Annotated in this window: 12 protein-coding genes; 6 read left to right on the forward strand and 6 right to left on the reverse strand. The window is 59.0% G+C overall.

What is annotated here, in order from left to right; all coding sequences use genetic code 11:
• Positions 1-236: 236 nt before the first annotated feature.
• The gene (locus N7D90_RS16510) at positions 237-800 is read right to left on the reverse strand and encodes an NAD(P)H nitroreductase (protein ID WP_261739012.1); all 564 of its coding nucleotides are present in this window, start codon (positions 798-800) and stop codon (positions 237-239) included.
• 119 nt (positions 801-919) lie between these two features.
• Between N7D90_RS16510 and N7D90_RS16515 the strand changes: the two genes are divergently transcribed.
• From N7D90_RS16515 to N7D90_RS16525, 3 genes are all read left to right on the forward strand, one after another.
• Positions 920-2374: a TrkH family potassium uptake protein gene (locus tag N7D90_RS16515; protein ID WP_261739013.1), complete on the forward strand. Its 1455-nt coding sequence runs from the start codon at positions 920-922 to the stop codon at positions 2372-2374.
• 20 nt (positions 2375-2394) lie between these two features.
• The gene (locus N7D90_RS16520; RefSeq protein WP_261739014.1) at positions 2395-3153 is read left to right on the forward strand and encodes a helix-turn-helix transcriptional regulator; all 759 of its coding nucleotides are present in this window, start codon (positions 2395-2397) and stop codon (positions 3151-3153) included.
• Positions 3154-3230: 77 nt separating this feature from the next.
• The gene (locus N7D90_RS16525; RefSeq protein WP_261739015.1) at positions 3231-4124 is read left to right on the forward strand and encodes a DMT family transporter; all 894 of its coding nucleotides are present in this window, start codon (positions 3231-3233) and stop codon (positions 4122-4124) included.
• On the opposite strand, the gene N7D90_RS16530 is transcribed toward N7D90_RS16525, so the two are convergent.
• The gene (locus N7D90_RS16530) at positions 4118-4405 is read right to left on the reverse strand and encodes a SelT/SelW/SelH family protein (protein ID WP_261739016.1); all 288 of its coding nucleotides are present in this window, start codon (positions 4403-4405) and stop codon (positions 4118-4120) included. The two genes, N7D90_RS16525 and N7D90_RS16530, sit on opposite strands and share 7 nt — an antisense overlap.
• 71 nt (positions 4406-4476) lie before the next feature.
• Here N7D90_RS16530 and N7D90_RS16535 point away from each other — a divergent pair, with 71 nt between their 5' ends.
• Complete coding sequence (locus tag N7D90_RS16535) at positions 4477-6660, forward strand: patatin-like phospholipase family protein (RefSeq protein ID WP_261742465.1); 2184 nt, start codon at positions 4477-4479, stop codon at positions 6658-6660.
• Between the two features lie 118 nt (positions 6661-6778).
• Here N7D90_RS16535 and N7D90_RS16540 read toward each other — a convergent pair whose 3' ends face one another.
• Positions 6779-7213, reverse strand: a complete 435-nt coding sequence (locus N7D90_RS16540; protein WP_261739017.1) for a MarR family transcriptional regulator — start codon at positions 7211-7213, stop codon at positions 6779-6781.
• Between the two features lie 110 nt (positions 7214-7323).
• Positions 7324-9453, reverse strand: a complete 2130-nt coding sequence (recQ, locus tag N7D90_RS16545; RefSeq protein ID WP_261739018.1) for a DNA helicase RecQ — start codon at positions 9451-9453, stop codon at positions 7324-7326.
• Between the two features lie 270 nt (positions 9454-9723).
• Between recQ and N7D90_RS16550 the strand changes: the two genes are divergently transcribed.
• On the forward strand, positions 9724-10311 hold the full coding sequence (locus N7D90_RS16550; protein WP_048360714.1) for a YecA family protein: 588 nt from the start codon (positions 9724-9726) through the stop codon (positions 10309-10311).
• A 4-nt stretch (positions 10312-10315) separates the two neighbouring features.
• Positions 10316-10714, forward strand: coding sequence for a YbaN family protein (locus N7D90_RS16555; RefSeq protein WP_261739019.1), 399 nt, complete (start codon positions 10316-10318; stop codon positions 10712-10714).
• 153 nt (positions 10715-10867) lie between these two features.
• Here N7D90_RS16555 and N7D90_RS16560 read toward each other — a convergent pair whose 3' ends face one another.
• Together N7D90_RS16560 and N7D90_RS16565 are read right to left on the reverse strand one after the other, a co-directional pair.
• A complete protein-coding gene (locus tag N7D90_RS16560) occupies positions 10868-11473 on the reverse strand; it encodes a tRNA-uridine aminocarboxypropyltransferase (protein WP_261739020.1) in 606 nt (201 codons plus the stop codon).
• A gap of 17 nt (positions 11474-11490) precedes the next feature.
• On the reverse strand, positions 11491-12384 hold the full coding sequence (locus tag N7D90_RS16565) for a LysR family transcriptional regulator (RefSeq protein WP_261739021.1): 894 nt from the start codon (positions 12382-12384) through the stop codon (positions 11491-11493).
• Positions 12385-12528 lie beyond the last annotated feature (144 nt).

The following is a 12528-nucleotide window of genomic DNA, read 5'->3' on the forward strand; positions in this document are numbered from 1 at the left end:
TGTAGCCGCTGAGGAGCGAAGCGAGGCTGCGATCGGCTGCGCAGCAGTCGTAAAACCCGAGTACGCGGTTTTGCTGACGCATCTTGCGACGGCTTCGCCCTCGATCGCAGCCTCGCTTCGCTCCTCAGCGGCTACAGATATACTTCAAGCGTGGGAGCGAGCCTGCTCGCGAAGATCATTCGCGAGCAGGCTCGCTCCCACTGGGGCTTGACCTGGAACAGAGTATCTACAGGGTGTTATTTAACCGACCAGACCGTCACAAACTCGGCGCTATCGACCTTAGGCGCGGTTCGTAACTCGTTCTGCGGCGTGCCCAGGTACAAAAATGCCACCACTTCCTCACCCTCGGTCAAGCCAAGGCCTTTGGCCACATGCGGCGCATACGACAGCTCACCCGTGCGCCATACCGCACCAATGCCTTGGGCATAAGCCGCCAACTCAATGGCATGGGCCGCACAACCCGCAGTAATCAGTTGCTCGGATTTAGGCACTTTGAAGTGGTCCTGCAACCGGGCAACCACCACGACCACCAAGGGGGCTCGTAAAGGCATGGCGCGAGCCTTGTCCAGTGCGGCTTGAGTCACCTCGCCGCCCTGAGCCTGCACCGCCTCGGCGAGGATTTCGCCCAATTGGTTGCGCGCATTGCCTTCAACCGTCAAAAACCGATAAGGGCGCAACTGGCCGTGGTCCGGCGCACGCAAGGCGGCCGCAAAAAGTACTTCACGTTGCTCAGCCGTTGGCGCCGGGTCGAGCAGGCGCGGGGCAGAAACACGGTTGAGCAAAGCGTCGAGAGCCTCCATTGGCCACCTCCTGAAGAAAATGTGCGGCTATTCTAACGGTATCTCCCGAAGGCTTGGCGGTTTACATAGCCCAGCCCACAGGTAGAATGGCGCCCCTCTTTCATCCCCGAGCTGACTTCATGGCGTTGCCGACTTTACGCATCATTGGTTTTATCATCGGCATCTTCCTGATTACGCTCGCGATCAGCATGGCCGTGCCCATGCTGACGTTGGTTATTTACGACCATTTGGGCGACTTGCCGTCCTTTCTGTGGGCCAGCCTGATCACCTTTCTTGCTGGCCTGGCGCTGGTGATACCCGGGCGCCCCGAGCAGGTTCACCTGCGGCCCCGCGACATGTACCTGCTGACAGTGTCCAGCTGGGTCATCGTCTGTATCTTCGCCGCGCTGCCATTTTTGCTGACGCAGCACATCAGCTATACCGACTCGTTTTTCGAAAGCATGTCCGGCATTACCGCCACCGGCTCCACGGTTTTGAGCGGGCTGGACACCATGTCCCCCGGCATTCTGATGTGGCGCTCGATGCTGCACTGGCTGGGCGGCATCGGCTTTATCGGGATGGCGGTAGCGATCTTGCCCTTGCTGCGAATCGGTGGCATGCGCCTGTTTCAGACCGAATCCTCTGACCGCTCCGAAAAAGTCATGCCGCGCTCGCACATGGTGGCCCGCCTGATTGTCGCCACGTACGTCGGCATTACCATCCTCGGCAGCCTGGCGTTCTGGTGGGCGGGCATGAGTGTGTTTGATGCGATCAACCACGCGATGTCGGCGATCTCCACTGGCGGCTTCTCGACCTCCGACCAATCACTGGCCAAGTGGTCACAACCGGCGGTCCACTGGGTCGCCATCGCCGTCATGATCATGGGCAGCCTGCCGTTTACTCTTTATGTCGCAACCTTGCGCGGCCATCGCAAGGCACTGATCAAGGACCAGCAAGTACAAGGTTTGCTTGGCCTGCTGCTGGTGACCTGGCTGGTGCTCAGCGCCTGGCTGTGGTGGACCACCAACATGCCCTGGTGGGATGCCTTTCGCCATGTGGCCCTGAACGTAACGTCAGTGGTTACAACTACGGGTTTTGCCCTTGGCGACTACAGCCTGTGGGGCAATTTCTCGCTGATGCTGTTTTTCTATCTGGGCTTTATTGGCGGCTGTTCGGGTTCGACCGCAGGCGGGATCAAGATTTTCCGCTTTCAAGTCGCCTATATCCTGCTCAAGGCCAACCTTAACCAACTGATCCACCCGCGGGCAGTGATCAAGCAGAAGTACAACGGCCACCGCCTCGACGAAGAAATCGTACGTTCGATTTTGACCTTTTCGTTCTTCTTCGCCATCACCATTTGCGTGATTGCCCTGGCCTTGTCGCTGCTCGGGCTGGACTGGATGACCGCCCTCACCGGCGCGGCCAGTACGGTCTCTGGTGTGGGGCCGGGGTTGGGCGAGACCATTGGGCCGTCCGGCAACTTCGCCAGCCTGCCGGATGCAGCCAAGTGGATTCTGTCACTGGGCATGTTGCTTGGACGACTGGAGATCATTACCGTGTTCGTACTGTGCATTCCAGCGTTTTGGCGGCACTGATCCTACAAAAAGAGATCGCCATGGACCAGATCCTGTCACTGCGCCATTACCGCCACGAGGTGATTGCTCATAGCCATGAGCACGCGCAGGTGGTGATCAGTCTGTCCGGCAAGCTCGACTTTGAAGTAGACGGGCGCGCCAGCCTGTTGCACCAGCAACATTTGATCATCGTGCCCGCCGGAGCCCATCACACTTGCGGCAGCACCCAAGGCAGCCATTGCCTGGTGCTCGATGTTCCGGGGCAGGACTGGCTCGGGCAGTCGCTGGGCGAGCATGCCGATGCCAGTCGCCAACTGCTCGACACTGCCGGGCACTTGCCTCTCGATCCCCGTCAACATCAATTGGTAAGCTGGCTCGCCAGCAGCCCGGTAAGCGATCCGCTGATTGCCCGCCAAGGCGCGATTTTGCTGTTGGCCAGCTTGAACACCCTTGCTCCTGAACGGGCGCAACCCAAGCGTCTGCCTTACGCCGCTCTGGATGCCTATATCGAGCAGAACGCCGCCTACCCACTGCAAGTCGCGGATCTGGCGCAGATCGCTGGTTTGTCCTGCGCCCGCTTGCACAGCCGCTTTGCCAGCGAGTGCGGGCAAACGCCAATGGACTACATCCGCCAACGCCGTTTGCGCAGCGCTTTGACCTTGTTACGCCAGAGCAGCCTGCCGATTGGCGAAGTCGCCAACCGCGTCGGTTACAGTTCGCAAAGCGCGTTTGCCGCCGCCATGCTCCGTGAGTTCGGTGCCTCGCCGTCAGTGCTGCGCCGCGAGCCTGGCGACAACTGACGCCAGTTTGACGACAGACAGCCCCGCGCCTCGCGCTTTAGACTGCACGCCTTGCCTGGATTGATTCAAGGATTGCAATGACTCCGCGTACCGCCCTGGGCGCCCTGCATATCGGCGCCCTGCTGTTTGGCCTGACCGGCGTATTCGGCAAGCTTGCAGCTGCTTCGGCCTCAATTATCGTATTTGGCCGCGCCGCCTTCGCGGTGCTGGCCCTGGTGTGCTTTGCCGCGCTGGCCAAACGCACCCGCTGGCACCCGCTGACCCTGCGCGATGCCCGCAGCTTGCTGTTAAGCGGCTTGCTGCTGGCCGGGCATTGGGTGAGTTTTTTTGTTTCGGTCAAGATCGCCGGGGTGGCGATTGCAACCCTGGGCTTTGCCAGCTTCCCGGCGTTTACCGTCATCCTGGAAGGGTTGATTTTTCGCGAACGCATTCGGCTCAACGAAATCATTTTGGTGGTACTGGTCAGCGTCGGACTGATCCTCGTCACCCCAAGCTTTGATCTGGCCAGCCAGGCCACCGAAGGGCTGCTGTGGTCGGTGGCCTCGGGGTTGCTGTTCTCGCTGTTGTCGCTGAACAACCGCGCCAGCTCGGGCCGAGTCCCTGCGGTACAGGCCGCCATGTGGCAAAACGCAGTCGTCGCATTATGCCTGCTGCCTTTTGCCGCCCCGGGGCTGAGCGACGTCAGCCCGCTGGACTGGCTGTGGATCGGCCTGCTCGGCGTGCTCTGCACCGGTGTGGCGCACAGCCTGTTCGTCGCCAGCCTGGGGGTGATCAAAGCACGCACCGCCGCCGTGGTTTTCGCCCTGGAGCCGGTGTATGGCATCACACTGGCGTGGGTCTTGTTCCACGAAACACCCACGCTGCGCATGCTGCTGGGCGGAGTGCTGATCATCGTCGCTATCGTGGTATCAAGCCGTATGGCCAGCGGCCCGACACCGCGCAACACCTCTGTGGACGCTGGCGTTCACTGAGCCCGGTCGTTATGCCCAAGGTCGCGCTGCGGGTCGATTTGATCACGCACCCGCTGCTTCAGCACCTTGGCCTCGGGAAAGCCGCCATCGGCCTTGCGCTCCCAGATTTGCACGCCGTCGCAGGTGATGCGAAACACCCCGCCGGTGCCCGGTTCCAGCGCAACCCGGCCAAGGTCTTCGGCAAAGGTGCTGAGCAACTCCTGGGCCAGCCATGCGGCACGCAGCAGCCACTGGCATTGGGTGCAATAGGTGATGACAATTTCGGGTTTATTGAGCGACATGATTTCAAAGGCTCTTGAAGAGAAAGGCGCCGCTATAATAGCCGCCTTTATCGCTTGCCCAGAGATTCATGATGCGCCGCCTGCTGAGCTGTTTACTCCTGTGTCTTTGCCCCTTGATGCTGTTTGCCGCCGAAGCGGGCAAGCCGAAAGTCGGCCTGGTGTTGTCCGGGGGGGCGGCCCGTGGCCTGGCCCACGTCGGCGTGCTCAAGGCCCTCGAAGAACAGGGCATTCATATCGATGCCATCGCGGGCACCAGCATGGGCGCGGTAATCGGCGGTCTGTATGCCTCCGGCTACAAGATCGACGAACTGGAAAAACTCGCCTTGAGCATCGACTGGAAAGACGCCCTGTCTGACGCTCCAGACCGCGAAGACGTACCGTTTCGACGCAAGCAGGATGACCGCGACTTTCTGATCAAACAAAAACTCAGCTTTCGCGACGATGGCAGCCTGGGCCTGCCATTGGGCGTGATTCAGGGCCAGAACCTGTCACTGCTGCTCGAAAGCCTGCTGGCCCACAGCAGCGATATTCGCGATTTCGACAAGTTGCCGATCCCGTTCCGCGCCGTAGCCACCGATATCGTCAACGGCGAAAAAGTAGTGTTTCGCAAAGGCCATCTGCCCCAGGTGATCCGCGCCAGCATGTCGATCCCTGCGGTGTTCGCCCCGGTTGAAATCAATGGTCAACTGCTGGTCGACGGCGGCATGGTCGACAATATCCCGGTGGATGTAGCCCGGGAAATGGGCGTGGATATCGTAATTGTGGTCGACATCGGTACACCGCTGCGCGGGCGCAAAGAGCTGAGCACGGTGTTCGACATCCTCAATCAGTCCATCACCCTGATGACCCGCACTAACTCCGAGGTGCAGCTTGCGTCGCTAAAACCGGACGACATCTTGATCCAGCCCGCGCTGGCCAGTTATGGCGCCACTGATTTTGGCCGCTCCGCAGACATCATCAACGCCGGTTACCGGGCCACGCAGATTCTTGAAAAGCGCCTGGCCAGCCTGCGCCAAAACCCTGATGCGAGCCTGGCAGCTGCCCGCACCAGCGAAGAGCGTACGCCGGTCATTACCGCGATCAAAATTGAGAACGACTCGAAAATCGGCGACTCGGTAATCCGCTATTACATTCGCCAACCGATCGGCGAGCCACTGGATCTGGGCCGCCTGCAGCGAGATATGGGCACCCTGTACGGCCTCGATTACTTCGATCAGGTGCAATACCGCGTCGCGCGCAAAGGCCAGGATCATACCTTGGTGATCAGCGCTCGGGCCAAGCGCAGCGGCACTGATTACTTGCGGCTGGGGCTGAACCTGTCTGACGATCTGCGCGGTGATAGCGCGTTCAATTTGGGCGCCAGTTACCGCATGAACGGCATCAACACCTTAGGAGCCGAATGGCTGACACGGGTCCAAATCGGTGACCAGCAAGAACTCTACAGCGAGTTTTATCAACCACTGGATGCGGGCTCGCGGTACTTCGTCGCTCCGTATATCAACGCCCAGTCACAGAACGTGGAGTCCATCCTCGATAACGATCCCGTCGCAGAATATCGACTGGAACGTTACGGCTTTGGTTTGAATGTGGGTCGTCAAATCGGCAACAGCGGTGAGATCCGTTTGGGTGTTGGCGAGGCTTGGGGCAAAGCCAATGTGCGAATCGGCGATCAGGACTTGCCGAGCGCCAGCTTCAATGAGGGCTTCTATGACATCAAATACTCGTTCGACTCGTTGGATAACGTGTACTTCCCGCACTCGGGTGAAGATATCAACCTGAGCGTACGCCAGTTCGAACCGGGAATTGGCTCGGATGAGCGCTATCGTCAGTGGGAATTCAACCTGGACAAGGCGCTGAGTTCAGGACCCAACACCTGGATTCTGGGTGGGCGATACGCGCGGACTCTGGATCAGGCGAACGTTGTCACATCGAGCTATTTGCTGGGGGGGGCGCGGCAGTTGTCGGGCTTCAGGCAGGACGCGATCTCCGGGCAAAACATCAGCCTGATGCGCGCCGTGTACTACCGTCGCCTGACTCCGCGCTCGTACTTGCCGTTTGATTTCCCGCTGTATGCCGGGGCGTCGCTGGAGCGCGGACGCGCCTGGAACAACGACAACGAGTTCGACAGCGGCTATATCAATGCGGCGAGTATCTTTATCGGCTTCGACACCCCGCTGGGCCCGCTCAACTTCAGCTATGGCTTTAACGATGATGACCAAAAGGCGCTGTATCTGAACCTGGGGCAGACGTTCTGACGGTTCACGCCAATGTGGGAGCGAGCCTGCTCGCGATGCTGGCAGCGCGGTCCTCCAAAGAGACCGCAGTGATGCCATCGCTAGCAGGCTCGCTCCCACAAGGGAAAATGTGCAGGGATCAGTTTTTTTCCAGGTTATCCAGAATGCGCTTGTGAACCCGCAGGCAGATGCGCTGTTCTTCTTCATCAATGCCCACAAACAGTTCCTGACGCAACGCCGTGGCAATGGCTTCTATCTGCTCGATCAACGGGCGGGCAGAATCACTCAGGACGATCTTCTTGGCACGACGATCCTCAACTACCGCGTGGCGCTGCACCAGGCCCTGAGCCTCAAGGCTGTCGAGCAGACGGGCCAGGGTCGGACCTTCAACGCCAACGCTCTGGGCCAGTTCGCGCTGAGTGGGCGCTTCGTCAAAACGGGCCAGATGCAATAGCACCAACCAGCGTGCCTGGGACAGGCCCAGGCCAGCAAGACGACGATCCAGTTCGGCACGCCACCCACGAGACATTTGGGCCAATTGCATACCAAAACGGTGTTGATCGGTTAACGGCATAAAAAACTCAATGATTAGACTGAAAATAGAGTGAAACTAATTATTAGTCAGCTAAGCATGACGACTGCTCATAGGCAATAGCTACAAGTCAATCAATCGTTACATAATCATTAGATTTCAAATTCCGATTGCAGCGCCGCACGCACGCAATACAGCACGCCTTCAGGCACCCGACCCTTGAATTGCTCGGCAATGCTGGCCACGCTCGGCAGCTCCCCTTCGCCATCCAGGAACGCATCCTGCACTTCTTCCATCAGCTCTTCAGGCAAGTCCAGCGCCTGCTCCAGCGACAACTCCTGACGCCCGATGGCTTCGGCCAGCATGGTGTAAACGTTCTTTTCCGAGCACTGCAATTGCCCGCTGATTTGCAGCGGGGTCATGCCGGCGCGGGCCAGGCTGATCAACTCGTGGCGGATGTCGGCCACCACTTTCGGGGTTTCAGCCTGCCCGCCGAGTACTTCGAGGAACGCCTCGCCGTAACGCTCCAACTTACGCGCACCGACACCGCTGACCGTGGCCATCTCGGACAAGGAGCTGGGTTGGCTGCGTAGCATCTCGAGCAAAGTCGAGTCGGGGAAGATGACGTAAGGCGGCACGCCGTGTTCTTCAGCCAACTTGCGTCGCAAGGCACGCAGGGCTTCCCACTGTTCGCGCTCTTCGCCGCGCACCAGTTGGCTGGCCGGGCTGGCAGAGCTGCTTTTGACCGAGGTTTGCGGCTTCAGCTCGCGGCGCAGTTCCAGCGTCACTTCACCGCGCAGCAACGGCCGGCAGCTGTCGCTCAAACGCAAACCACCGTAGCCTTCAATATCGATATCGGCCAGACCACGGGCCACCAACTGACGGAAAAGCGTGCGCCAATCACCTTCGCTGCGGTCTTTGCCGACACCAAACACCGACAAGTGCTGATGACCCACGCTGCGGATTTTTTCGTTTTCTCGGCCCAGCAGCACATCGATCAAGTGCCCGGTGCCATAACGCTGGCCGGTACGATAAATCGCCGACAGCGCCTGACGCGCAGGCTCGGTTGCGTCCCAGGTCTGCACGCCATCGACACAGTTGTCGCAATGCCCGCAAGGTTGCGGCATGTCTTCGTCGAAATATGCGAGCAAGGTCTGACGGCGGCAGCGGGTTTCTTCGCACAAAGACAACATCGCATCGAGCTTGTGATGCTCAAGACGCTTGTGTCGCTCATCGCCTTCGGAGTTTTGCAGCATTTGCTTGAGCATCACCACGTCTTGCAGACCGTAGGCCATCCACGCATCAGCTGGCAGGCCGTCACGCCCTGCCCGACCGGTTTCCTGGTAATAGGCCTCGAGTGACTTGGGCAAATCCAGGTGTGCGACAAAGCGCACGTTGGATTTGTCGATACCCATGCCGAAAGCGATGGTCGCTACCATGATCAGCCCCTCCTCGTTGAGGAAGCGCTTTTGGTTGGCAGCACGGGTATCGCTCGGTAAACCGGCGTGATACGGCAAGGCCGGGAAGCCCTGATCACACAAGAACTTCGCCACTTCGTCGACTTTTTTACGCGACAGGCAGTACACAATGCCTGCATCGCTGCGCCGCTCCGAGAGGAACGCCAGCAACTGCTTGCGCGGCTGCTCTTTTGGCACGATGCGATAAAAAATATTGGGCCGGTCAAAGCTCGACAGAAAACGTTCCGCGTTCTGCAAATGCAGGCGGGTGACGATTTCTTCGCGAGTGCGTTTGTCCGCCGTGGCCGTCAGGGCGATACGCGGCACATTGGGGAACACTTCGGCCAGTTGGCCCAATTGCAGATATTCGGGGCGGAAGTCATGACCCCACTGCGACACGCAATGCGCTTCGTCGATGGCAAACAGAGCGATATCCAGGCTCTGCAAAAACGCCATCATGCGCGGCTGTACCAGACGTTCGGGCGCCAGATAGAGCATTTTGACTTCACCGCGCTTGATGCGGTTGGCCAGGTCACGCTGTTGCTCGGCGTTGAGGGTCGAATTCAATGCTGCAGCCGCCACCCCGAGTTCTTCAAGAGTCGCGACCTGATCATCCATCAGGGCGATAAGCGGCGACACCACCACGGCCAGGCCATCACGCAGCAGCGCAGGCACCTGAAAGCACAAGGATTTGCCGCCGCCGGTGGGCATCAGCACCAAGGCGTCACCACCATTGGCCACGCGCTCAATGATGTCACCCTGACGGCCACGGAAACTGTCGTAGCCGAAGATGTCTTTGAGTACGCGTTGAGCCTGTTCGAGCATAAAAACTCCAGAAATCGCCGAAACACCCCTGCGCCAACACGATCCGGCACGGCCGCAAGCCATTCAAAGGCTCGGGCACAGGGCACCGGCGCGCTGCATTTTCCACAGGGCATCACAAAACGCGGCAGTATACCCGAGCACTCCCCCGCTGCGGGCTGTGTAATTGCAACACCGATAACCGGAAACTGAGGCCAAATGTGCCCTGCGACTGGCTTGGGCGCTCAAGAAAGCCTAGAATTCACTATCGTTTATTTACTAGGTAGCACTTTAATGTCCTTCGCTGAGCAACTAACCCGCCTGCAAGTCTTCCTCGACGCCGACGAGCTGCATGACGAGGCGCTGGACTACGTGGCCACCCACGGCTATCTGACTGCCCTGTCCATCTGCTCTGAAGACGTTCCTGAGCGTGAGTGGATCGATGCGATCTTCTCCGAGGCACCTCATTACCAGGACGACGCCCAGCGCGCCGAGATCGAAGGCACGCTGATTCAGCTCAAGGCTCATATCGCTCGCCAACTGGCGTCCGACGAAGAGTTCGAGCTGCCTTGTGATCTGGATCTGGGCGACGAGCCGGACGATTCCGACTTGCGCGGCTGGTGTGTCGGCTTCATGGAAGGCGTATTTATGCGCGAAGCTGCCTGGTTCGAAACCGCCGAAGAAGAAGTCAGCGAAATGCTGCTGCCGATCATGGTGGGTTCGGGCCTGTTCGATGATCAGCCAGAGTTCGAAGACATCGCCAAGGATGCCAATCTGATGGACGACATGATCGTGCAGATCCCTGAAGCGCTGACCGCCCTGTACCTGCTGTGCCAGGCACCTGACGAGAAGCCGGCGATCCTCAAGCCACGTCACCACTGATTAAGTGACACCTCCCTCCTTGGGCAACCGTTCGCGGTTGCTGCGCTACGCTCTGTTTGCCATCGGCTGGCTGAGCGTAGCGTTGGGGGTGATCGGGATTTTCCTGCCGGTACTGCCCACAACCCCCTTTCTGCTATTGGCTGCAGCATGCTTTGCTCGCAGTTCCCCGCGCTTTTATCAATGGCTGATCGAGCATCCTCGGCTCGGGCCATGGATCCGCGACTATCTTGATGGCAACGGCATTCCGCTCAAGGGCAAGGTCTATGCCATTGGCTTGATGTGGCTGAGCATTGGCGTGTCCTGCTACCTGGTGCCACTGCCTTGGGCCCGGGGCTTTATGTTGACCAGTGCGGTGCTGGTGAGCATTTACATCCTGCGTCAAAAAACCCTCGAAAAGCACTGAAACATAACAACTTGTAGCAGCTGCCAAAGGAACGAGGCTGCGTTCGGCTGCGTAGCCGTTGCAAAATCAGGCGCCTCGGTGTGTCAGCCATATTTGGTCCTCAGGTTTACGACTGCTGCGCAGCCGGACGTAGCCTCGTTCCTTCGGCAACTGCTACAGGGTGCTCAGATGATTTCGCTGATAGGTCTGCGCACCCATTGCCTCGATTTGCCCTTCAATCAGCGCTTCAAACGGACGCAACAGCGGCGCAAACGAAGTCGGCGCTTCAAGGATTTCGAGCGCCTGCACAATCGCTTCCAGGGTCGACAGGGCACCCGGCCCCGGCGCTTTGCGCAGCCGGTAACGCGATACCGCACCTTCGGGTAACGTGACCCGCGGCAACTGCGCCAGCAACGGGTTGAGGTGCAACAATTTGCGCGCTTTGCGCCACGTACCGTCCGGCACCACCAGCAACAGCGGCAAGCTATCATCCGAAGCTGCGCCCGAGTGTATTAACTGCGCATCATCCCCCGGAAACAGCAATCGCGCCTGATACCCCGGTGGGTTGAGCAATACGTCCAGATCCACAAACACTTCGCCCACCACCAACTCGGCATTGATCAACCCCAGGGCTGCCAGCCGCGCAGTATTCAGCGCATGGTTTACCTCGCTCGGGTGCTGTAGCAGCAACACCTTGGTGCGACTGTCCAGTTGTGGGATCAATTTGCACAAGCAGTGGGATTGCGGACGCAAACAGCGAGGGCATTGGGCTCGGGACATGGGAATAAAGCTCTCGTTCAAGATTGGTTTAGCTGCGCTTTGAGCAGATCGCGGAAGGTTTGAATCAGCGGTTCACGGCTGCGACCACGGCGTACGATCATTGAAAGCGGTGCCTGATAGCCAAAAGTCGCGGGCAGCAGCACGCGCAAGTCGCCCTTCTCCACCCACGGTTCTGCGTAATGCTCGGGCAAATAGCCAATGTAAGCCCCGGACAGCACCAGAATCAGTTGCGCCTCCATGCTGTCGACCGTTGCCGCACTGTGCTTGAAGCCGTGGCGCGCCAGCTCGGCCTGGCTCCAGTAACCGCGACCGACCATCCGTTGCTGGGTAATGACCGGTTCGGGAATACGTCGTTCGCTGAACAAGGGATGCCGTGTGCTGCAGTACAACCAGTGTTGTTCTCGATACAGCGGCTGATACACCAGCCCGCTCATCCGCGTCGAAAACGCACCGATGGCCAGATCCAGGCGGTTGTCCTGCACCCCGAGCTGCAATTCATACGGGCTCATCACCGATAGATGCAGGTGTACCGCCGGGTGCTCTTGACTGTAAGCACCGATTGCCTCGGCAAAGGGCAAGGCCTTATCGCTGACCGTGGAGTCGATAACCCCCAGGTTCAGGGTGCCGCGCAATTCGCCCTTGAGCGCTGCGGCGTATTGCTCAAACCCTTCAAGCTCGCCCAATAGACGCAAGGTTTCCTGATGAAACAGCTCGCCCTTGCTGGTCAGGCTGAACCCGCCGCGCCCGCGATGACACAGCACCAGGCCCAGATTGGCTTCGAGCTGGCTCATATAGGTGCTGATGGCTGAGGTCGATAGGTTGAGTGCCTGTTGCGCATTAGCAAAACCCTGATGCCTGACCACGCTGGCAAAGATTCGCAATAGTTTCAGATCGGGTAAAGCGTTGGCCATGGGAGTTCCGGGCATCTTATGGTTTGGCTTTGAGGGCATGGGGCAAAGTCTATCTTGCGCCGGATGATTAGTTTAGAAAAACCTGAACTAAGTATTTGCCCGCAGAGATTCTTCCCGCGGCGCGCCTTTCGCAGAATCGACCGC

This window comes from Pseudomonas fragi, from assembly GCF_025426255.1.
Lineage (GTDB): Bacteria > Pseudomonadota > Gammaproteobacteria > Pseudomonadales > Pseudomonadaceae > Aquipseudomonas > Aquipseudomonas kulmbachensis.

Coding starts and splice junctions, on each gene's coding strand:
- N7D90_RS16515 (WP_261739013.1), top strand. CDS start 920: ATGGCGTTGCCGACTTTACGCATCATTGGTTTTATCATCGGCATCTTC.
- N7D90_RS16530 (WP_261739016.1), bottom strand. CDS start 4,405: ATGTCGCTCAATAAACCCGAAATTGTCATCACCTATTGCACCCAATGC.
- N7D90_RS16520 (WP_261739014.1), top strand. CDS start 2,395: ATGGACCAGATCCTGTCACTGCGCCATTACCGCCACGAGGTGATTGCT.
- recQ (WP_261739018.1), bottom strand. CDS start 9,453: ATGCTCGAACAGGCTCAACGCGTACTCAAAGACATCTTCGGCTACGAC.
- N7D90_RS16540 (WP_261739017.1), bottom strand. CDS start 7,213: ATGCCGTTAACCGATCAACACCGTTTTGGTATGCAATTGGCCCAAATG.
- N7D90_RS16510 (WP_261739012.1), bottom strand. CDS start 800: ATGGAGGCTCTCGACGCTTTGCTCAACCGTGTTTCTGCCCCGCGCCTG.
- N7D90_RS16535 (WP_261742465.1), top strand. CDS start 4,477: ATGCGCCGCCTGCTGAGCTGTTTACTCCTGTGTCTTTGCCCCTTGATG.
- N7D90_RS16550 (WP_048360714.1), top strand. CDS start 9,724: ATGTCCTTCGCTGAGCAACTAACCCGCCTGCAAGTCTTCCTCGACGCC.
- N7D90_RS16560 (WP_261739020.1), bottom strand. CDS start 11,473: ATGTCCCGAGCCCAATGCCCTCGCTGTTTGCGTCCGCAATCCCACTGC.
- N7D90_RS16525 (WP_261739015.1), top strand. CDS start 3,231: ATGACTCCGCGTACCGCCCTGGGCGCCCTGCATATCGGCGCCCTGCTG.
- N7D90_RS16565 (WP_261739021.1), bottom strand. CDS start 12,384: ATGGCCAACGCTTTACCCGATCTGAAACTATTGCGAATCTTTGCCAGC.